The 19,709-nt window shown below is 63.4% G+C and carries 20 protein-coding genes; 10 read left to right on the top strand and 10 right to left on the bottom strand.

Features of this window, described 5'->3' with window-relative positions; translation table 11 throughout:
* The first annotated feature begins 14 nt into the window (after positions 1 to 14).
* The gene (locus tag ACK4FH_RS14020; RefSeq protein ID WP_409814817.1) at positions 15 to 413 is read left to right on the top strand and encodes a hypothetical protein; all 399 of its coding nucleotides are present in this window, start codon (positions 15 to 17) and stop codon (positions 411 to 413) included.
* Here ACK4FH_RS14020 and ACK4FH_RS14015 read toward each other — a convergent pair whose 3' ends face one another.
* Together ACK4FH_RS14015 and ACK4FH_RS14010 are read right to left on the bottom strand one after the other, a co-directional pair.
* On the bottom strand, positions 414 to 1,436 hold the full coding sequence (locus tag ACK4FH_RS14015) for an aspartate-semialdehyde dehydrogenase (protein ID WP_409814815.1): 1,023 nt from the start codon (positions 1,434 to 1,436) through the stop codon (positions 414 to 416).
* A gap of 81 nt (positions 1,437 to 1,517) precedes the next feature.
* Positions 1,518 to 2,033 carry a MarR family winged helix-turn-helix transcriptional regulator gene (locus ACK4FH_RS14010; protein ID WP_409814813.1) on the bottom strand — a complete coding sequence of 172 codons (516 nt, stop codon included), beginning with the start codon at positions 2,031 to 2,033 and terminating at the stop codon, positions 1,518 to 1,520.
* Between the two features lie 172 nt (positions 2,034 to 2,205).
* Between ACK4FH_RS14010 and ACK4FH_RS14005 the strand changes: the two genes are divergently transcribed.
* The 9 genes from ACK4FH_RS14005 (at position 2,206) to der (ending at position 10,973) form a co-directional block, all read left to right on the top strand.
* Positions 2,206 to 3,474: a cytochrome P450 gene (locus ACK4FH_RS14005; RefSeq protein ID WP_409814810.1), complete on the top strand. Its 1,269-nt coding sequence runs from the start codon at positions 2,206 to 2,208 to the stop codon at positions 3,472 to 3,474.
* Entirely contained in the window at positions 3,474 to 3,917 is a 444-nt protein-coding gene (locus ACK4FH_RS14000) for a nuclear transport factor 2 family protein (protein WP_409814807.1), read from the top strand. Before ACK4FH_RS14005 ends, ACK4FH_RS14000 begins: the two co-directional genes overlap by 1 nt.
* 21 nt (positions 3,918 to 3,938) lie before the next feature.
* On the top strand, positions 3,939 to 4,472 hold the full coding sequence (locus ACK4FH_RS13995) for a tetratricopeptide repeat protein (RefSeq protein ID WP_409814804.1): 534 nt from the start codon (positions 3,939 to 3,941) through the stop codon (positions 4,470 to 4,472).
* Complete coding sequence (locus ACK4FH_RS13990) at positions 4,469 to 5,236, top strand: hypothetical protein (RefSeq protein ID WP_409814801.1); 768 nt, start codon at positions 4,469 to 4,471, stop codon at positions 5,234 to 5,236. Before ACK4FH_RS13995 ends, ACK4FH_RS13990 begins: the two co-directional genes overlap by 4 nt.
* A 92-nt stretch (positions 5,237 to 5,328) precedes the next feature.
* Positions 5,329 to 6,231, top strand: coding sequence for a hypothetical protein (locus ACK4FH_RS13985; RefSeq protein ID WP_409814798.1), 903 nt, complete (start codon positions 5,329 to 5,331; stop codon positions 6,229 to 6,231).
* Between the two features lie 183 nt (positions 6,232 to 6,414).
* The gene (panB, locus tag ACK4FH_RS13980; protein ID WP_409814796.1) at positions 6,415 to 7,239 is read left to right on the top strand and encodes a 3-methyl-2-oxobutanoate hydroxymethyltransferase; all 825 of its coding nucleotides are present in this window, start codon (positions 6,415 to 6,417) and stop codon (positions 7,237 to 7,239) included.
* Between the two features lie 141 nt (positions 7,240 to 7,380).
* On the top strand, positions 7,381 to 8,124 hold the full coding sequence (locus ACK4FH_RS13975; RefSeq protein WP_409814793.1) for a tetratricopeptide repeat protein: 744 nt from the start codon (positions 7,381 to 7,383) through the stop codon (positions 8,122 to 8,124).
* A gap of 36 nt (positions 8,125 to 8,160) precedes the next feature.
* Positions 8,161 to 9,495: a PQQ-binding-like beta-propeller repeat protein gene (locus ACK4FH_RS13970; RefSeq protein ID WP_409814790.1), complete on the top strand. Its 1,335-nt coding sequence runs from the start codon at positions 8,161 to 8,163 to the stop codon at positions 9,493 to 9,495.
* A gap of 59 nt (positions 9,496 to 9,554) precedes the next feature.
* Complete coding sequence (der, locus tag ACK4FH_RS13965) at positions 9,555 to 10,973, top strand: ribosome biogenesis GTPase Der (protein ID WP_409814787.1); 1,419 nt, start codon at positions 9,555 to 9,557, stop codon at positions 10,971 to 10,973.
* A gap of 12 nt (positions 10,974 to 10,985) precedes the next feature.
* Here der and ACK4FH_RS13960 read toward each other — a convergent pair whose 3' ends face one another.
* The 8 genes from ACK4FH_RS13960 to alr form a co-directional block, all read right to left on the bottom strand.
* Positions 10,986 to 12,125: an HPP family protein gene (locus ACK4FH_RS13960; protein WP_409814784.1), complete on the bottom strand. Its 1,140-nt coding sequence runs from the start codon at positions 12,123 to 12,125 to the stop codon at positions 10,986 to 10,988.
* Positions 12,126 to 12,175: 50 nt separating this feature from the next.
* A complete protein-coding gene (locus ACK4FH_RS13955) occupies positions 12,176 to 12,904 on the bottom strand; it encodes an SDR family NAD(P)-dependent oxidoreductase (protein WP_409814781.1) in 729 nt (242 codons plus the stop codon).
* Positions 12,905 to 12,928: 24 nt separating this feature from the next.
* Positions 12,929 to 14,476, bottom strand: coding sequence for an amidophosphoribosyltransferase (purF, locus tag ACK4FH_RS13950; RefSeq protein WP_409814778.1), 1,548 nt, complete (start codon positions 14,474 to 14,476; stop codon positions 12,929 to 12,931).
* Between the two features lie 27 nt (positions 14,477 to 14,503).
* A complete protein-coding gene (locus ACK4FH_RS13945; protein ID WP_409814775.1) occupies positions 14,504 to 15,175 on the bottom strand; it encodes a CvpA family protein in 672 nt (223 codons plus the stop codon).
* Positions 15,176 to 15,205: 30 nt separating this feature from the next.
* Positions 15,206 to 16,624 carry a DNA repair protein RadA gene (gene radA, locus ACK4FH_RS13940; RefSeq protein ID WP_409814772.1) on the bottom strand — a complete coding sequence of 473 codons (1,419 nt, stop codon included), beginning with the start codon at positions 16,622 to 16,624 and terminating at the stop codon, positions 15,206 to 15,208.
* 144 nt (positions 16,625 to 16,768) lie between these two features.
* Positions 16,769 to 17,542 (bottom strand): ABC transporter ATP-binding protein, encoded by a 774-nt coding sequence (locus ACK4FH_RS13935; RefSeq protein WP_409814770.1) that lies wholly within the window; start codon positions 17,540 to 17,542, stop codon positions 16,769 to 16,771.
* A gap of 8 nt (positions 17,543 to 17,550) precedes the next feature.
* Positions 17,551 to 18,324, bottom strand: coding sequence for an MlaE family ABC transporter permease (locus tag ACK4FH_RS13930; protein WP_409814768.1), 774 nt, complete (start codon positions 18,322 to 18,324; stop codon positions 17,551 to 17,553).
* Positions 18,321 to 19,484: an alanine racemase gene (gene alr, locus ACK4FH_RS13925; protein ID WP_409815328.1), complete on the bottom strand. Its 1,164-nt coding sequence runs from the start codon at positions 19,482 to 19,484 to the stop codon at positions 18,321 to 18,323. Before alr ends, ACK4FH_RS13930 begins: the two co-directional genes overlap by 4 nt.
* Positions 19,485 to 19,709: the final 225 nt, after the last annotated feature.

The following is a 19,709-nucleotide window of genomic DNA, read 5'->3' as shown; positions in this document are numbered from 1 at the left end:
CGGGGATAGCTGTCATGACGAACCACGCACCCCGCCGGATAGGCATGAGCATCGGCGCGGTCCTTGCGGGCCTCGTCGCGATCTTCGTGCTGTCCCTTGGCACCGACCAGCTTTTCCACACGCTCGGCGTCTATCCGTCCTGGGATCAGCCTATGACGGACACGGGGCTTCTCATCCTCGCCTTCGCCTATCGCTGTCTCTATGGCGTCGCTGGCGGCTACATTGCGGGGCGGCTCGCGCCGCGCGCGCCGGTTGCCCATGCGCTTGTGCTTGGCGCCATCGGCGTGGTGCTCAGCACGCTCGGCGCCATCGCCATGTGGGAGATGAGCCCGCCCTGGTATCCGCTGGCGCTGATCGCCGTCTCGCTCCCGCTCTCATGGGCAGGAGGCAAGCTCGCCGCGCGGCAACGATAGTTATTTCGCCGCGCGGACGAGGATTTCGCCGATCTGCACGGCGTTCAGTGCCGCGCCCTTGAGAAGCTGGTCGCCCGCGACGAACATCGCGATCGAGCGGCCCGACGGGTCCGAAATATCCTGCCGGATGCGGCCGACCAGAATATCGTCCTGGCCGGACGCATCCTTGGGCATCGGGAAATAGTTTTCCGCCCGGTCGTCGACGATCTTCACGCCCGGCGCACCTGCGAGAATTTCGCGCACCTCTTGCGGCGTGATCGGCTTTTCGCATTCGATATCGAGCGCCTCCGAATGCGCGCGCAGAACGGGCACACGCACGCATGTGGCCGTCACGCGAATATCGGGATCGCCGAAGATCTTCTTCGTCTCCTTCACCATCTTCAGCTCTTCCTCGTTGTAGCCCGTTTCCGGGTCCACGCTGGAATTGTGGCTGAACACGTTGAAGGGATAGGGGTGCGGAATGATCTTCTGCTCGAAGGGCTCGTTCGCAAGAAAGGCGCGCGTCGCCTGCTCGAGTTCTTCCATCGCCGCCGCGCCCGCGCCCGACGCCGCCTGATAGGTCGCGGCCACGATGCGCTTCACGCGATTGACCTTGTGGATCGGCCAGAGCGGTGTGATGGCGATGATCGTCGAGCAATTCGGATTGGCGATCACACCCTTGTGGGTGAGTGCCGCTTCCGGGTTGATCTCGGGGATCACCAGCGGCGTGTCGGGGTCCATGCGGAAGGCCGACGAATTGTCGATCATCACCGCGCCGGCATCCATCACGGCCTTCACGAACTTCCTGGAAATGCCACCGCCCGCCGAGAAAAAGGCGATATCGACGCCCTTGAAGCTCTCTTCCGTCAGTTCCTCGACGAGAATGTCCTTGCCCCGGAATTTCATGGTCTTGCCGGCCGAGCGTGCGGAGGCGAGGAGCTTCAGCTCTTTCACCGGGAAGTTGCGTTCCTCGAGGCAGCGGATCATTTCGACGCCCACGGCGCCGGTCGCGCCCGCAATGGCGACGACGGGATTGGCATTCATGTCGGATACTCCGGGCCTAAATCAGCGCCGTGCCTATAACAGCGCCAAGGGGCCCCCGCAAGGGGACCGGGCGTCGCGGGTTCACTCTTCCCGGAACCCTTCCACGATCTCGGAAATCCGCTTGAAGAAATGAAGCCCCTGCTCGATTTCCTCGTCCGACATATGGTCGATGATCCGCTGCACATAGGCCTCGCCGCCCGCGATCATCTTCTTCATATGGACTTCGCCCTTGGGCGTCAGAACGACGATCTTTTCCCTGCCGGATTTCGGGTTTTCGACAAGCCGCACAAGGTCCAGCGGCGGCTGCGCCATCGCTCTGAGCGCCTTGGTTATCGCTGCGCCCGAGATTTCGAACCAGGTTTCGAGCGAGCGTTCGATGGCCTTGCGGTCCATCTCCCGGCCCTCCGTACCCTCGGAGTGAATGAGCCAGAGCATGGCGACCTGATGCCGGTTCAGCGAGCCGCCGCGCAGCGCATCCTCGACGCCGATCCCCGCCTTGTAGTGGATCGGGTAATAATATTCGAGAAAGCGCAGCGCCGCCGCCGGAATGGCCGATGTCTCTCGGGGCGTCCGTCCGCCCGTTTTCCTTGAACTCAACGCCGCCTCCTCTGCGCCTCTCGGGCGCTGGCCGATTCCCGCCGGAGTTTAGGCTTCGCGCCCGGTTTCATCATCGTTAAAATCATTTACAAACGAAATAATTTATGAAATGAATAATATTGTCTCGGGAGGAGACGCAAAAAGGACAGTCGAGAGAGGAGGGGGGAACCTCATGCAGAATTCCGTCGTCTCGGGCGCGAACCGCGAGGTTGCGGCGCTTGTCGAAGCCTTGCCGAAGGGCGACACAATCGCATCGCCCTACGCGCTTTATGAGAAGTTGAGGCCGCACTGCCCGGCCTGGGGCTATCGCGACTACCCGCCGGGCACGGTGCCGGATGCGGATGAGCCGGTAACGGCCTGGGTGCTGCTTGACTACGCGCATGTCTCCGCCGCCGCCCGTGACCACAGGGTCTTTTCCTCGCGCGACCCGCTGCAGGAGCAGTCTTCCGCGCCCACCCTCATGCTGGTGAATCACGACAACCCGGAGCATGACCGGCTGCGCGGCATCGTGAACATGGCTTTCTCGCGCCGCCGCGTCGAGGCGCTGGAGCCTTGGGTCGGCGAGATCGTGAACGATATGCTCTCGCGGCTCGGCGATGGCGAGGTCGAGGTGATGGATGCGCTCGCCGCGCGCATTCCCGCCCGCATCATGGTCGGCCTTCTTGGGCTTCCAGACGACGTGGTGGAAAAGTTCCGCCGCTGGGCGACCGCCTTCATGCTCTCCGCCGATCTTGCGCCTGAAGAGCGCGAGGCGAGCAATATGGAGCTGGTCCAGTACTTCACCGCCACGATCGAGCGTCTCTACGGCGCGCTGGAAAAGGGCGATCCGGTGCCGGATTCGCTCATCACCGCGCTCCTGAAAGCGGAAGTCGATGGCGAACAGCTCACCCTCGACGAAATCATCCGCTTCTGCATTACGCTTGTCGTGGCGGGCTCGGAAACGACGACCTTCCTTCTCGGCAATCTTCTCTACAATCTCGCCACCATGCCGGAGATCAGGGCAAGGCTCGCCGCCGATCCCTCTCTCATCGACGCTTTCATCGACGAGAGCCTGCGCCATAGCGGCCCGCCTCAGCGCCTCTTCCGCATCGCCACGCAGAATGTGGAAATCGGCGGCAGGCTGATCCGCGAAGGCGACTGGGTGGCGCTTTTCTTCGCCGCTGCCAATCACGATCCGGCTGTGTTCCCCGATCCGTCGAAATTCGACATCGCGCGGCCAAACCTCAACAGGCAGCTCACCTTCGGCGTCGGCATCCATCATTGCCTGGGCTCGGCGCTCGCGCGCATGGAGGGCCGGGCGCTCATCGCGGCAATTGTCGGCTGCATGGACGATGTTTGCCTTGGGCGCGATGCCCCGGTGCAGCAGCGCGCCAGCCTGCTGAACCATGGCCTCGACAGCCTCACCCTTCGTTTTACCCGCCGCCGGAAAGGAGCCGCGTGATGAAAGCAAGAGTCTCCGAACAGGACCGAAACATTGCCGTCACAAAGGCGCTGTTTCATGCCTTCGGTGCGCAGGATATACCCGCGATTATGGAATTCCTGCACCCGGATGCCGTGATCGAGTTCTATGGCACGCCGGTCATCCCCTATGCCGGGATCTATCGCGGCCATGACAAATGCCGCCGCTTCTTCGAGCGGGTGCTCTCCTCGGTCGATGTCCACCAGTTTGACGCCGAGGAGTTCATCGCCGACAGGGACAAGGTCATCGTGACCGGGCATTTGAACCTGACGGCCCGCTCCACGGGCCGGCCCATCGACTCCGATTTTGTCCATGTCATCACCATGAAGGATGCCCAGTGGATTCGCTTCCGCGACTTCATGAATACGGCGATAGCCGTTGCAGCTTTCTCGCAGGCCGATGAAGGAGTAGTCTCGTCGCTCTGATTGCAGGGAGCGGAACGGGATATGACGAGAAAATCGGGACTGCTGATGCTGGCTCTGGCGCTCGCGGGCGGGGTTTCCACCGCGGGCGCCGATGCCATCGGCGACAACAATATCTGCTATGCGCAGTTTGCCACCGGCGATTACCGCTCGGCCATCGACTATTGCACCCGCGCGATCGACTCCGGCGAGCTCTCCGACGACGATCTCGTCACGGCGCTGCTCAATCGCGGCGTCGCGCTCAAATCCACTGGCGAGCATGACCGCGCCATCGAGGATTACACGCGCGCCCTCGCCATCGTGCCGGACGATGCACTTCTCTATCAGAACCGCGCCAACGCATATCGGGAGAAGGGCGATATCGCCCCCGCGCTGGCCGACATCGAAAAGGCGATCGCGCTCAACCCCGATAGCGCAGGAGCCTGGTATGTGCGCGGTGCGCTGGCAGAGGCGCTCGGCAATCAGGATGTTGCCCGCCGATACTACATGACGGCGCTCGGCCTCGATCCGCAGAACGAGGTCTATCGCAGCAAGGCCTTTGGCGAGGCCGCGCAATGACCACCCGTCTCGATGTCGTCTCCACGATCACCGAGGCCTATGGCGGCGCCTGGCGCAATCTTGGCGACATGGTGCGCCTGATCTGGTTTCCGGTCGCGCTCTATCTCGTCTTCTCCATTGCGCGCGTCTTCGTCGACGTCGAGACGCAATTCTTTCTGGCACTTGTGCTCGAAATTGCGAGCTTATTCCTCTGGCCGGTCATCGCTGTTACCTGGCACCGCTTCATCCTGCTGGGCGATGAACCTACGGGCCCAATTCATTTCAGCTTCGGCCGCCGCGAGGCGATCTTCCTGCTCGTCTCGATATTCCTCATCCTGCTGTTCATCCCCGGCGCGGCGCTCTCACTTGCTGCGGCGCAACTGCAGGAAACGCCGTCCGGCGCGCTGCTCGCGCTGTTCGGCCTCTTCCTCGTCGCAATCGCGGTTTATTTCTTTGTCCGCCTGACACTCCTGCTGCCCGCCGTCGCCATCGGCGACCCGGTGGACCCGCGCCTCGTTCTGGAGCGCACGCGAGGAAACTTCTGGCGCCTCCTTGCGGTCATGTTCGCGGTTGCCGTGCCGATCCTGCTCCTCTCCAGTCTGGCCGGATCGCTCATGGCGGGCGGCGGAGCGATGCAGATTGCTGCAGTCGCGATTGCTGCCTTTGTCTATGTTTTCTTCGCCGTCGTGAATATCGCTGTGCTGTCGATCGCCTATCGCGAGCTTGTCGGCCCGCCCGGAAGCGTTCCCCGCGAAACCGAGCCGCATATCGACCCGACATTCTGATCCGCATTATCCGTTGGCGGACGGCGTTCGAGCGGCTAGGGTAAACGCCTCGTTGCGGCACGGGGTGCCGACTGATTCTTATTGGGGGCACAATGCGCAAACTTCCGGTCTTTCGTTCCGTAGGCGAAGTATTTTCGGGCGTCACGCGCCATTATTTCCAGCTTGTCTTTGCCGCATGGCCAGCTGTCATCCTTATTGCTGTCGGCCTCGGTGTTTATATCTGGGCCTATGGCGAAGCTGGTTTCGGCGATCTTTTCGCGCTGGTGCAATCGGGCGCCTCTCCAGAGGAGATCGCCGCGGCGATGGAAGCCGTCGATCAGCGCGCCGTGGGACCAGCCTATTTCGCTTCGATCCTTCTCATGTTTCTGGCGAGTGCGGTTGCCGCGGTTCGATGGCACCGTTTCGTGCTGATGGGTGAACAGTCCGGGGCACTGCTGCGGCGCGAGGACTTTCGCTACATCTGGTCCTTCATCAAGACGATGGTGCTTTACATCGCAATGATCGTCGTTGGCGGTGTCATTGTGGCGGCCATCTTTGGTCTCGCCGGTTTGTCGGGTGGGGACTCTGGCGCTGCCGGCTTCGTCATCATGGCAGGGGGCATTGCGATAATCGTGGGGTACCTCGTTGTGCTTGGCATTTTCCTGCGTCTGATGCTGGCACTTCCCGATGCCGCTGTCGGCGGTTCGGGCAAGGTCTTTGCTGCCTTCTCCGCGTCCGCCGGCAACACCTGGCGCATGGTTGGCTATGCGATTCTGATCGGCATTGTATTTGCGTTGGCCGTAATCGTGGTTGCCGTCGTGGTCGGCCTTGTCTCGGCCATGCTTGGGGGAGGCATTGTGACAACGGTTCTCGCTGCGGTCGTGGGCCTTGCTGCCTATTTCTATTTTCTCATGTCGCAGATCACCATGCTCTCGGTCGCCTATCGCGAGATCGTCGGCCTGCCGGGCGGGCATGAGGGCGAGGCGACCGCGGCGGAGCCCAGCCCCGGCCTCTGATTGCGCTTTGCCGCACTTTTTTGTAGGGTCCGCCCAGAAGGATCGGGAAAGGTGCCGGGAGGGACCTAAGGGCTTGTTTTGTATGCCCTTTTCGAAGCGGCATCCGGCCGTAGTCGCAAAACCCCGCGCAGAGCCCCATATATGGGGCTGAGTAAGGCGCGTCACCTGCAAGGGAAGATCCGAATGTCCGTGCAGCCGAAGATCAAGCGTATCACCGTGCCGGAACTCCGCGCCCGCAAGGGAGCAGAGCCCATCGTCTCGCTCACCGCCTATCACGCGCATACCGCGCGCTATGTCGATCCTTACGTCGATTTCCTGCTCGTCGGCGACAGCCTCGGCATGGTCATGTACGGCATGGAGACGACGCTCGGCGTCACCCTCGACATGATGATTGCGCATGGCGCCGCCGTGGTCCGCGGCACAGAGCGCGCCCTTGTCGTGGTCGACATGCCCTTCGGCTCCTATGAGGAAAGCCCCGAAATCGCCTTCCGCAATGCATGCCGCGTCATCAAGGAGACGGGCTGCACCGCCGTGAAGATGGAAGGCGGCGCGCGCCTTGCGCCCACCATCCGCTATCTGGTGGATCGCGGCATCCCCGTCATGGCCCATATCGGCCTAACGCCCCAAAGCGTGCAGGTCATGGGCGGCTTCAAGGCGCAGGGCCGCGAGGAGAGCGAATGGGCCGCCATCGAGGCCGATGCCCGCGCAGTTTCCGAAGCGGGTGCCTTCTCCGTCGTGGTCGAGGGCGTGGCCGAGCCGCTTGCCGCCCGTATCACCCGCCAGATCGACATTCCGACCATCGGCATCGGCGCCTCGGCCCATTGCGACGGTCAGATTCTCGTGCTGGAAGACATGCTGGGCCTCTCGCCCAAGCCGCCGAAATTCGTCCGCGAATTTGCGACCCTTGGCGCGCAGATCGCGGGTGCGGCGGAAGCCTATGCCCGCGCCGTGCGCGAGCGCAGCTTCCCGGCCGCCGAACACACCTACAGCATGAAAAAGGCAAAATAGCTCAATCCCTTGCGGGGCCTTCGGGCCCCGCACTGCTGTTTGCCATTGGCCCTTGGCCGGGCTATTTTACGCGGCCTGCAGGGGGCAGGCGCCGGGCGCTTCCTCTTGCGCCTATTGAAGCATTCTCCGCGGAGTATTCTTGTGACCGATCTCTTTCGCGAAGTCGAAGAAGACCTTCGCCGCGAACAATTCTCCAAACTCTGGGAAAAATACGGGATCTATGTGATCGGCGCCGCCGTCTCCATAGTCCTCATCGTCGCCGCCATTGTCGGCTGGCGTGCCTGGTCCCATTCGAAAACAGTCGAAGCCTCCGCTGCCTATGAGGCGCTGGTGGTAGAGATGGCGAACATGGACCCTGCCGAATCCGCGGCCGCCTTCGACGAATTCGCGGACAGGGCCAGCGGTGGCTACCGGATCATGGCGCGTCTTGCCCAAGCGGACAGGCTGCTCGCCGCAGGCGACAGCGAAGGCGCCCTCGCGGCCTATGAAGCCGTCGCAAATGACGGGCGTGCGCCGCAGATCGTGCGCGGCATGGCGACGGTGAAGGCCGGCCTGCTGCTTGTCGATACATTGAGCCTCGACGACATGCGCGCGCGCGTCGCGCCGATCAACCGGGAGGCTTCGCCCTGGCGCTCGAACGCGCGCGAGCTGATCGCCCTTGCCGCCATCCGTGAAGGCAAATGGGCCGAAGCGGATGCGAATGCGAAGCTCATCATTGCTGATCAGGACACGCCCGCGGGCCTGCGCGATCGCTCGCATGTGATTCAGGCGCTCGCTGCACCGCATCTTCCGCGTGAGGTGGCCCCGGTGACGGATGCAGCTCCGGCTGAAGAGACCGCCGCTGAACCGGCGGATGAAGCCGAAGCACCGGCTGAGACGGAGTAGGCTAAAGTGAAAAAGAACCCGGCTGAGGCAAAAGGCATGACACGTATTCTCCGCATCGCGCTTCTCTCGCTCGCAGCGGCGAGCCTCGCAGGCTGCGACACGGTGACGGGGATCTTCACTTCCGACGATCGGACAGTGCTGCCCGGCGAACGCCTTTCCGTGATGGAACTTGGCGCTCAACTTGAAGTTGATGCCGGCATCGCGGGCGACCTCGTGCTGCTGCCGGACGCGCGTGTGAATGAAAGCTGGCCCCAGCCTGGCGGCAATCCGACCAATGCAAACGGCCATCTCTCCGCGCCCGGTCCGCTCCGTCAGATATGGTCGGTCAGCGCCGGCAGCGGCTCGGACCGAGTCGCCCAGCTCCTTGCCGCACCCATCGTCGCAGATGGCCGCATCTATGTTCTCGACGCGCGCACACGCCTCGGCGCCTTCGAGCAGTCCTCGGGCCGCAAGCTGTGGGACGTCAATCTGGTGCCGAAAGGCGAGAATGCCAGCTCCGGTCGTGGCGGCGGCGTCGCCTATGAAAATGGACGGCTGTTCGTGGCGACGGGCTACGGCGAGGTTCATGGCGTTGAAGCCGCCAGCGGAAATATCGCCTGGACACAGGCCATCGGCGATCCTTTCCGTTCCGCTCCAACGGCGAGCGGCGGCCGCGTCTTCGCCATTACCTCGGACAATCAGACCATCGCACTGTCCCAGGAAACGGGCGATGTCGTCTGGCGTCACCGCGGCATCGTCGAAAGCGCGGGCATTTTGGCCACGTCGAGCCCTGCGGTTGCCGGGTCCACTGTCATCGTGCCCTATTCCTCGGGCGAACTGGTGGCGCTTCGTGTCGAAAACGGTACGCCGGTCTGGACCGACTCGCTGACGCGCACCGGCTCCATCACCTCGCTGAGCGCGCTGAACGACATTGCGGGCCGTCCGGTCGTCGACCGTGACCGCGTATTCGCCATCAGCCATTCGGGCCGCATGGTCTCGATCGACCTGCGCACGGGTGAACGCGTCTGGACGCGCGAAATCGGCGGTGTGCAGACGCCTTGGGTCGCGGGCGATTTCATCTACCTCGTCACCTCCACGCAGGAAGTGATCGCCGTTTCGCGCCGCGACGGACGTATCCGATGGATCACGCCGCTGCAGCGCTGGCGCAATCCCGACAAGCGCACCGATCCCGTCGAGTGGTCAGGGCCGGTGCTTGTGAGCGAGCGGCTCGTGCTCGTATCCTCGCGCGGCGACTCGGTAATGATTTCCGCCCCGACCGGCGAAGTCCTGGGCAATCTTGCCATTCCATCAGGCGCGCTTGTCGCGCCTGTCGTGGCGAATGAAACGGTCTATGTTCTGACGGACAACGCCCGCCTGACCGCGCTGAAATAACGGAGCAGGCAGGCGGGTTGGCCGCCCGTCCAGAAACGGCAGAAAAAGGGCCGCACACATTGTCTTTCAAGGTCGCCATTGTCGGCCGGCCGAATGTCGGCAAGTCGACGCTGTTCAACCGCCTCGTGGGGCGGAAGCTGGCGCTTGTCGACGACACGCCCGGCGTCACGCGCGACCGGCGCGAAGGCGAGGCGCAGCTTGGCGACCTCATCTTCACCGTGGTCGACACTGCCGGTCTTGAAGAAGGCGTGGGTGACAGTCTCGAAGCGCGCATGCGCCGCCAGACCGATCTCGCCATCGCCGAGGCCGATGTCTGCCTCTTCCTCATGGATGCGCGCGCGGGCGTCACGCCTCTCGACAAGCGTTTTGCTCAGCTGCTGCGCAAGTCGCCGACGCCTGTCATCCTAGCTGCCAACAAATGCGAAGGTGGTGCCGGTCAGGCGGGCCGCATGGAAGCCTACGAGCTTGGTCTTGGCGCGCCTCTGCCGCTTTCGGCCGAACATGGCGAGGGCCTGAGCGATCTCTACGATGCACTGGCGGAGTTCGCCCGCGGGCTCGAGGAAAACGATGCCGAACAGGCGCTTGAAGATGCCCTGGCAGATGGCGATGAGGATTCTTCATTCGATCCCGATGCGCCCTACGAGCCGGACCTCGAAGCGCCGCTCCGTATCGCCTTTGTCGGGCGCCCGAATGTCGGCAAATCCACCCTCGTGAACCAGCTTCTCGGTGAAGACCGGATGCTCACCGGCCCCGAGGCTGGTATCACCCGCGACAGCATCGGCATCGAGTGGCAATGGCGCGGCCGCCGCATCAAGCTCTGGGACACGGCCGGTATGCGCCGCCGGGCCCGCGTGACCGAAAAGCTCGAAAAACTTTCGGTCGCCGATACGCTCCGCGCCGTCCGCTTCGCCGAAGTCGTTGTCGTTCTGCTCGATGCGACGCAGCCCTTCGAACGGCAGGATCTTCACATCGCCGATCTTGTCGAGCAGGAAGGCCGCGGCCTCATCATCGGTGTCAACAAATGGGACACGGTGGAGAATCCGCAGGAGGTTCTCCGCGTTCTGAAGGAAGAGCTGGAGCGCCTGCTGCCGCAGATCAGGGGCGTGCCCATCGTCCAGCTTTCGGCGCTGACGGGCAAGGGTACGGAAAAGCTCATGCCCGCGATCGAGCGCATCCACACGCTCTGGAACGCGCGCGTGCCGACCGCGCGGCTTAATCGCTGGCTGGAAGAAGCCGTCTCGCGCCATCAGCCGCCAGCCGCCAAGGGCCGCCCGGTCAATCTGAAATTCATGTCGCAGGTGAAGTCGCGCCCGCCCACTTTCGCGGTCTTTTCAAGCCGCGCCGACGAGGTGCCGACCTCCTATCGCCGCTATCTGGTGAATGGGTTGCGCGAGAGTTTCGATCTGCCTGGCGTCCCCATCCGCCTTTTCATGCGCAAGGGCAAGAACCCCTATGCCGGAAAGAAGAAGCGGGACTGAGAGCCTCAGGCATCACGCGCTGAGTTGAGCGCTCCGTTGCTCCGCCGCGAAAAGCGCGGCGATCACATCCGTCTGCGTGACGATCCCCGCAAGCTTGCCTTCCTCGTCCACCACCGGCAGGTGGTGGTGCCCCGCATCGCTCATGATCGGAATGAGGCGGCCGAGCGGCAGGTCCGGCGTCGCGGTCAGCACCGGCGCACTCATGATGTCGCCCGCCACCGCGCCGCCGCCATTCCGGCGGACCAGCGCGCCGAAGCCTGCCTGAAGCCCCGCGCGCAGCGAGGCGGCCCGGTCCACGAGATCGGTCTGCGTCAGAATCCCGATCACGCGCCGCTCGCTGTCCACAACCGGCAGCGCCTTGATGCTGTGCTTGCGCAGCAGCACAAGGGCCTCATCGAGCGGCGTATCCGGTGTCACTGTCGCTACATCGCGTGACATGGCAGCGCCGCAGCTGATTCCGCCGGAGCGCCGCTCGAAGGCGAGCATTCCCGCCTCCAGAAGCAAATTCTCGATATCGCCGGGATCGACCGGCACAACCTGGTCATGGGCCTTGAGAATTTCGGCAAGGTCTTGCGCCGTCACGCCGAGCCGCGCAAGCGGCGGCACATCTGCCGTCGCCCGGTCCTTTGCCTCGGCAGGGCGATGCGGGTAGGGCTTGCCTGTGAGGTTGTTGTAGGCAAGGGCAACGGCGACGATCGCGATCGAATCCAGCGCGACCGGCCACAACACGAACCAGTAGCCGAGAGCATCGATCTGCGTACCGCCGATAACCGCCGTCATCGCAACGGCTCCGCTTGGAGGATGGAGGCATCGCAGCGCCATCATCGTCGCTATGGCAAGGCCCGCCGCAATGGCACAGGCAAGCACCGGATAGGGAACGAGGTCCGAACAGGCAACGCCGATCGCCGCGGAAATTATGTTTCCACCGATCACGGCCCAGGGCTGGGAGAAGGGGCTGGTCGAAACCGCGAACAGGAGTATCGCGGACGCGCCCATCGGCGCAATGAGGAGCGGCAGTCCGGTTCCCATGCCCAGTGCTACAGCCGATACGGCGCCTGTCAGCAGCACACCAAGCAGCACGCCGATGGATGCGCGCAGTCTTTCTCGCCCGCTTACAGGCGCAAGATGGGGCAGAAAGTTCTGCAGGCGCATTGGGTTCATGGCGGGACCGATTGGCGCGAGGGGGTCAGTCCTCCGCGCCCTCAGGCGCTCTTCACCTTGACCTTCTGATATTCCACGATTTCGCCATGCCGCGTGCAGGAAGGCAGCGCGAGTTCTATGAAAAGCGGTACGAGTTCGGCCGGCTTTGTCAGCGCCGTGGGGTCTTCGCCCGGCATGGCCTTCTTGCGCATCGCGGTGCGCGTCGGGCCGGGGCTGATCGAATTGACGCGGATCTGCGTCTTCTCGATTTCCGCCGCCCATGTTTTCATCATCGCGTCGAGCGCCGCCTTGGTGATGGAATAGCCGCCCCAGAAGGGCTTGCACTTGTGCGCCGCGCCGGACGTCACAAAGATCGCGCGCCCCGCATCCGAGCGCCGCAGCAGCGGCTCGAAAGAGCGGATCAGCCGGTAGTTCGCGGTGACGTTGACGGCGAGCGTCTTGTCCCAGTCTTTCGGGTCCATATGCGACATCGGAGTCAGCGTGCCGAGAAGCCCGGCATTGCCGACCAGAATGTCGAGTTTGCCCCAGCGTTCGAAAATCGTCGCGCCAAGCCGGTCGATTGCCGCGAAATCGGTCAGGTCGAACGGCACCAGCGTCGCCTTGCCGCCCACCTTCCTGATCTCGTCATCGACTTCCTCAAGCCCGCCCACAGTGCGCGCCACGAGAATGACATGCGCGCCTTCCGCCGCCATGCCGAGCGCCACCGCGCGTCCAATGCCGCGCGATGCGCCGGTTATGACCGCAACGCGGTCCTGCAAACGTCCCGTCATATCGAGTTCCGGTTCTTGAAAGGGTCAGGCAATTTCCGCCAGCAGCGAGAGCTGCCTCGTGCGTTGTTCGCCATCCCGGTCGGTGAGCGGCGTCGGATAGTCGCCGGTGAAACAATGGTCGGTAAGCTGCGGGTTCTCATTGTCGCGATGGTTGAAGCCCATCGCCCTGTAGAGCCCGTCCACCGAAATGAAAGCAAGGCTGTCGACGCCGATATAGGCGCGCATCCCCTCGAGGTCGTAATTTGCGGCAAGCAACTGCTCGCGCTCCGGCGTATCGATGCCGTAGAAATCGGAATGCGTGATCGGCGGGCTCGCAATCCGCATATGCACTTCCGTCGCGCCGGCCTCATACATCATCTTCACGATCTTGATGGAGGTGGTGCCGCGCACCACGCTGTCGTCCACAAGTATGATCCGTTTGCCTTCGACGATGGCGCGGTTCGCATTATGCTTCAGCTTCACGCCAAGCTGGCGGATATGCTGTGTCGGCTCGATGAAGGTGCGTCCCACATAGTGGTTGCGGATGATGCCAAGTTCGAAGGGCACACCCGACTCCGCCGCATAGCCTATCGCCGCCGGCACGCCTGAATCCGGCACAGGGATCACGACATCCGCATCGACGGCGGATTCGCGCGCGAGTTCCTGACCAAGCCGCTTGCGGACGTTATAGACGCTCTTGCCGCCGACGACGCTGTCAGGCCGTGCGAAATAGATATATTCGAACACGCAGGGACGCACATTCTGCACAGGGAACGGGCGCAGCGACTCGATCTTGATCTCGCCATTCTCGCGCGTGCATTGCACAATTTCGCCGGGTTCCACCTCGCGCACGAATTCCGCGCCGATAATGTCGAGTGCCACCGTCTCCGAGCAGAAGATCGGCGCACCCGCGAGTTTGCCAAGGATGAGAGGGCGGATGCCGAGCGCATCGCGCGCGCCGATGAGCTTCTTGTTGGTCAGCGCAACCAGCGCATAGGCGCCCTGGATCTGCGACAGCGCATCCACGAAACGCTCCATCACGCGCGGCTTCCGGCTCCGCGCCACGAGCTGCAGGATGGTTTCCGTGTCAGAGGTGGACTGGAAAATCGCGCCGTCGCGCACCAGCTCGTTCCTGAGCGTGATGGCGTTGGTCAGATTGCCGTTATGCGCCACCGCGAAGCCGCCGCCCCAAAGGTCGGCAAAGAGCGGCTGCACATTGCGCAGGATCGTCTCGCCGGTCGTCGAATAGCGCACATGACCGACCGCCATGTCGCCCTTCAGCCGGTCGATCATCTTGGCCGACGAGAAATGATCGCCGACAAGACCAAGCCGCCGCTCCGAATGAAAATGCTCGCCATCATAGGCGACGATGCCGGCCGCCTCCTGGCCTCGGTGCTGAAGCGCGTGCAGGCCAAGCGCCGTCAGGGCCGCCGAGTCGGGATGGCCGAAAATGCCGAAAACGCCGCATTCCTCGCGCAGCTTGTCGCCGTGAAGGTCGTCATCGGTCAGTGAGAGTGGGGAAGGGTCCGGTTTTCGGGCAGATTTCGGCTCGAAAGCCGCAAGGGGGAGGTCGAGCTGCGTCTGGTCTTGCATTCCTGAAACTCCGGAATAATCAGGCATCTACTCCCCGGTCGTGTTCTCGAACAAGCGGTCGAGCCCCCTCCGTTCGGACGGGTTATACCCCGCTCCATTACCTCTGTCAGCGCCCGAATCCGGGGCCGGACGGGCCGGTTCTGCGGGGGCCGGTGCGGCCTGCTGACGCGGCGGCTCGCTTTGAACCGGCGCCGTGCTGCGGCTTGTGCTCGAGCCGCTGTCCTGGGGCGCCAGCGAGAACAGGAAAGCCGCCGTATCTTCCACCACGGTCCGCGTCTTGGCGTTCCTGATCCAGTCCGGCTGGTCTTTCGGGTTCGGCACAAGCCAGGCAAAAAACAGATAGGCGATCGTCACGATCAGGAGCCCGCGCGCCAGACCGAAAATGAAGCCGAGCGTCCGGTCGAGCATGCCCGCCCGGTCGTGAATCTCCATCAGCGAGCCCGACCAGCGCGAAGTCAGCGCTGCGGTCACCAGGTAACCCGCAATGAAAATACCGATGGCCGCCGCCGCAGCCGCGAGCCAGGCCGGCGAGATCACTTCGGCCAGCACAGGCGTCAGATAGGGAAACAGCCACAGCGCCGCAAGGGCACCCACCACCCAGGCGAGAATCGACAGGACTTCATTGGTGAAGCCGCGCAGCATCGCCAGCATGCTCGAAACGAGCAAAACGCCGATCACGATGATGTCGAACAGGGTCACGTCAATCTCCTGAAAGCTTGCTTCAGCCTATCACAGATCGGCCTTCCGCTTGGCCCCCCCGGCCCGGCCTTCGCCGGCCGCGAGACGGGCTATTAATCCCGCAAGGTCCGAAATTTCCGTGAACGAGAGTGCCGCCGAGCCCCTTGTCCGGGCCACCCCCGCGGGCAGGATCGCCCGCGAAAACCCCAGCTTTTCTGCCTCTTTCAGCCGCGCATCCATCTGGCTCACGGGCCGGATCGCGCCGGAAAGGCTGATTTCGCCGAAAATGACGCAGTCCGGGGGCAGGGGCGTCCCCGTTATCGAAGAGATCAGCGCCGCAGCCACCGCAAGATCTGCTGCCGGTTCATTGATTCTGAGGCCGCCCGCGACGTTGAGGTAAACATCCTGCCCGGCAAGCGACAGCCCGCAGCGCGCTTCGAGCACCGCCAGCACCATCGAAAGCCGCCCGCTGTCCCAGCCGACGACCGCCCGGCGCGGCGTGCCGAGCGTGCTCTGCGCCGTCAGCGCCTGGATTTCCACAAGCACCGGCCGTGTTCCCTCGATGCCGGCGAATACGGCGGAGCCGCTCGTCCCCCCGTCGCGCTCGCCCAGGAACAGGGCAGAGGGGTTCGGCACTTCCGCCAGCCCCTTTTCGCCCATCTCGAACACGCCGATCTCGTTTGCCGGGCCGAAGCGGTTTTTCACCGCGCGCAGGATGCGGAACTGATGCCCGCGCTCGCCCTCGAAATAGATCACCGCATCGACCATGTGTTCCACGACGCGCGGCCCGGCTATCTGGCCTTCCTTCGTCACATGCCCGACGAGTATGATCGCAGTGTTGGTCTTCTTGGCGAAGCGCACCAGCTCCTGCGCCGAGGCCCGCACCTGCGCCACCGTGCCGGGCGCCGAGTCCAGCGTATCCGTCCACATGGTCTGGATCGAGTCGATCACGACCGCGTCCGGCGCCTTGCTGCTTTCAAGCGTGCCGATAATGTCCTTGAGGTTCGTCTCAGCGCCTAGCTCGACCGGAGCATCGGCGAGGCCGAGCCTGCGCGCCCGCATCCTGACCTGCGCAATCGCTTCTTCGCCCGAAATATAGACGACCGAATGTCCCCGGCCGGCGAGCGCCGCCATCACCTGCAGCAGCAGCGTCGACTTGCCGATGCCCGGATCGCCGCCGATGAGCAGCGCCGATCCCGGCACAAGCCCGCCGCCCGTCACGCGGTCGAACTCGCCAAGCCCCGTCACATAGCGTGGTGGCTCCGCGCTCTCGCCGCTCATCGACACGAGTTCGATCTTGCGGCCCTTGCCCTTCAGCGCCTTCGCCGACGGTCCGGCGCCGATGCCACCCGCCGTGCCCGCCTCCTCGACGATCGTGTTCCACTCGCCGCAGCTCTCGCAGCGCCCCGCCCAGCGGGGCGTGACCGCGCCGCAGGACTGGCAGACGAATGTGCGGGAAGGGCGGGCCATTGGACTCTGACATCTCTCCGAAAATAAACCCGTCATTGCCGGGCCCTCCTTTGAACTTTAAGGAGGCCGGCAATCCAGGGGCCGCTTGCGCCGTGCTTGCTGCTCTGGACCCCGGATCAAGTCCGGGGGAGACAGATCATGGGACTAGGGCTTCAGCACTTCCATCTGGATCGGCCCTTCCGCGCGGCCGTGAATGAACTGATCCACATATTCGTTTCCGCTCGCATCGACCTCCGCGCGTGTGCCGGACCAGATGATCTTGCCCTTGTAGATCATGGCGACGCGGTCGGCGATCTTGCGCACACTCGCCATGTCATGCGTGATCGAAAGCGTCGTCGCGCCAAGTTCCTTCACGCTGTTGACGATCAGTTCGTTGATGACATCCGCCATGATCGGGTCTAGGCCCGTCGTCGGCTCGTCGAAGAAAATGATTTCCGGTTCCGTCGCAATGGCCCGGGCAAGGCCCACGCGCTTCTGCATGCCGCCCGATAGCTCCGCCGGATAAAGTTCGCCAACTTCCGCGCCGAGCCCCACCTTGGCGAGCTTCTCGATGGCGATGTCCTTCGCCTTTTTGCGCTGCACCTTGCGGCCCTGAATGAGCCCGAAAGCGACATTCTCCCAGACGGACAGGCTGTCGAACAGCGCCGCGCCCTGAAACAGCATGCCGAACTTGCGCAATGTCTTCTCGCGCTCTCCGGTATCCATCTTCAGCACATTCTTGCCGTCAACAAGAATTTCGCCGCTGTCAGGCCTGATGATGCCGAGCACACACTTGATCATCACCGACTTGCCGGTGCCCGATCCGCCGATCACGACAAGGGACTCGCCCTTCGGCACGGTCAGGTTGATGCCGTCCAGAACGACCTTCTTGCCGAAGCGCTTGCAGACGTTCCTGAGTTCGATTTTTGCCTCGCTCATGTCCGTCCTCAATTCGCAAACAGAAGCGACGTCATGACGTAGTTCGCCGCAAGGATCAGGATGGAGGCTGTCACCACGGCATTGGTCGTCGCGCGGCCCACGCCCTGCGCGCCGCCCTTCGAGTTGAAGCCGTGGAAGCAGCCCATGATGGCGATGATAAAGCCGAACACGGCCGCCTTGATGAGGCCCGACACCACGTCGTCATACTTCAGGAAGTCCGCCGTGTTCTTGATATAGACGCCGGGATTGAAGTCGAGCGACTGCGTGCCCACCACGAAACCGCCCATGATGCCGATGATGTCGGCAATGAAGACAAGGGCAGGGAGCGTCAGCACCGCCGCCACCACGCGCGGTACCACGAGATATTTGTAGGGGTTCGTCGAAAGCGTGGTCAGCGCGTCGATTTGCTCGGTCACGCGCATCGTACCCAGCTCCGCCGCGATCGCCGCCGAAACGCGGCCTGCCACCATCAGCCCGCCTAGCACCGGCCCGAGTTCCCGTGTGATGCCGAGCGCAACGATGGTCGCGACGATCGATTCCGAATTCAGCGAATTGCCGCCGTAGTAGATTTGCAGTGCCAGCGCGCCGCCGGTGAAAAAGGCGGTAAGCGCCACGACCGGCAGCGAAAAATAGCCAATACGCATCATTTGCTGCGCAATCAGCCGCCAGAAGAAGGGCGGTCGGATGATATGGCTGACCGCGTTCCAGGTGAAACGCGAAAGTGCGCCAATTTCGGCGAGCGTGGAAAGCACAGCCCGCCCGATAATCGCAAATACGTTCACGCCTTTCCCCCGCTATCTGGCTCTGTCTCTTTGCAGTCCTCGATATAACGCCGCATATATCTCGCGCCCAGTGCCGTCAGAATTTCATAACCAAGCGTGCCGGCCCGAAGCCCCACCTCGTCCACACTCATATGCGGGCCGATCAGCTCCGCCATGTCGCCGCGCTTCACCGCGCCTTCAGGCAGGTGACTTATATCCACCATCGCCATGTCCATCGAAACGCGGCCCGCAACCGGCGCAAAACCGCCCCCAATGTAGACGGAACCGCCCGATTCGGGCTCATTTCCGGCCCTCATGCCGGAAGAAAGCGCCCGGAAATAGCCATCGGCATAGCCCGCCGCCAGCACCGCGATCCGCGCCGGCCCTGGGGCCGTCCAGGTGGCAGCGTAACCCGCCGTGTCGCCCGCTTCGACCTCTCGCACGGCGAGCACCCGCGCCAGTGCCGTTACCACGGGGCGGAAGGGGTTTTCCCGGCCCGTGAAGGGATTGCCGCCATAAAGGCTCACCCCCGGCCGCACCATGTCGAAATGATAGCCGGGCCCGAGCCAAATCCCGCCCGAATTGGCGAGGCTCGCCTTCGCCTGCGGAAAGGAAGGGCGGAGCCGCGCCATGATCGCCCGGAAACGCTCAAGTTGCCGCGCGTTATGCGGATGGTCCGCATCGTCCGCACACGCGAGATGGCTGATGATGAGCGGAATTTCCATGCCCGCCGTCAGCGCCTTGTCCTCAGCGATCTGCGCCGCATCCGCCTCGCTCATGCCGAGCCGGTTCATGCCTGTGTCGAAATGGAGAGCGGCGGGCAGGGGGGCGCCAGCTTCCGACCATTCCGCAAGTTCGGCCCGCGAGGCGACGACTGGCCGGAGGCCCGCCGCCGCATATTGCGGCACAGCGCCGGGATAGAGGCCGTTCAGCACATAGATGACCGCCGCTGGCAACACTGTCTCCAGAGCCCTTCGGAGCGAAGCGCCCTCGCGCGCATCGGCGACGAAGAAGGTGCGGCATCCGGCGGCCGCCAGCCGCCGGGCGACAGGGCCCATCCCCGTACCATAGGCATCTGCCTTCACGACCGCTGCCACCTCGGCAACGGGCGCTGCTCCTTGCAATATCCCGTAATTGGACGCCACGGCGCCAAGATCGACGGTGAGGGTGCCCCCCGCGATGGCGATGTCTGATTGAGTGTCGATGATGATGCTCGCTGGTCAAATCTCGTAAGGCGTACGAGATCATAACGGATCGTGCTGCGGGGGGAACCGCGCGGCTCCCGTTTTGGTTAACCCCGGCCGGGAGCCGGATCATCCGACTCTAGAGAACTCCTTAACGATCTTTTTCCATACTCCAGCTGCGATTGGAGCAGACCGCTAATGTATTGGAACTCGAGCGGCCAG

Origin of the sequence: Parvibaculum sp. (assembly GCF_046297875.1) — a bacterium.
Lineage (GTDB): Bacteria > Pseudomonadota > Alphaproteobacteria > Parvibaculales > Parvibaculaceae > Parvibaculum.
This window is presented reverse-complemented; position numbering and strand designations above follow the sequence as displayed.

What these genes read in the sequence shown, in the direction of transcription:
- ACK4FH_RS14020 (WP_409814817.1), top strand. Translation starts at nt 15, where the DNA reads ATGACGAACCACGCACCCCGCCGGATAGGCATGAGCATCGGCGCGGTC.
- ACK4FH_RS14015 (WP_409814815.1), bottom strand. Translation starts at nt 1,436, where the DNA reads ATGAATGCCAATCCCGTCGTCGCCATTGCGGGCGCGACCGGCGCCGTG.
- ACK4FH_RS14005 (WP_409814810.1), top strand. Translation starts at nt 2,206, where the DNA reads ATGCAGAATTCCGTCGTCTCGGGCGCGAACCGCGAGGTTGCGGCGCTT.
- ACK4FH_RS14000 (WP_409814807.1), top strand. Translation starts at nt 3,474, where the DNA reads ATGAAAGCAAGAGTCTCCGAACAGGACCGAAACATTGCCGTCACAAAG.
- ACK4FH_RS13995 (WP_409814804.1), top strand. Translation starts at nt 3,939, where the DNA reads ATGACGAGAAAATCGGGACTGCTGATGCTGGCTCTGGCGCTCGCGGGC.
- ACK4FH_RS13990 (WP_409814801.1), top strand. Translation starts at nt 4,469, where the DNA reads ATGACCACCCGTCTCGATGTCGTCTCCACGATCACCGAGGCCTATGGC.
- ACK4FH_RS13985 (WP_409814798.1), top strand. Translation starts at nt 5,329, where the DNA reads ATGCGCAAACTTCCGGTCTTTCGTTCCGTAGGCGAAGTATTTTCGGGC.
- panB (WP_409814796.1), top strand. Translation starts at nt 6,415, where the DNA reads ATGTCCGTGCAGCCGAAGATCAAGCGTATCACCGTGCCGGAACTCCGC.
- ACK4FH_RS13970 (WP_409814790.1), top strand. Translation starts at nt 8,161, where the DNA reads ATGACACGTATTCTCCGCATCGCGCTTCTCTCGCTCGCAGCGGCGAGC.
- ACK4FH_RS13960 (WP_409814784.1), bottom strand. Translation starts at nt 12,125, where the DNA reads ATGCGCCTGCAGAACTTTCTGCCCCATCTTGCGCCTGTAAGCGGGCGA.
- ACK4FH_RS13955 (WP_409814781.1), bottom strand. Translation starts at nt 12,904, where the DNA reads ATGACGGGACGTTTGCAGGACCGCGTTGCGGTCATAACCGGCGCATCG.
- purF (WP_409814778.1), bottom strand. Translation starts at nt 14,476, where the DNA reads ATGCAAGACCAGACGCAGCTCGACCTCCCCCTTGCGGCTTTCGAGCCG.
- radA (WP_409814772.1), bottom strand. Translation starts at nt 16,624, where the DNA reads ATGGCCCGCCCTTCCCGCACATTCGTCTGCCAGTCCTGCGGCGCGGTC.
- ACK4FH_RS13935 (WP_409814770.1), bottom strand. Translation starts at nt 17,542, where the DNA reads ATGAGCGAGGCAAAAATCGAACTCAGGAACGTCTGCAAGCGCTTCGGC.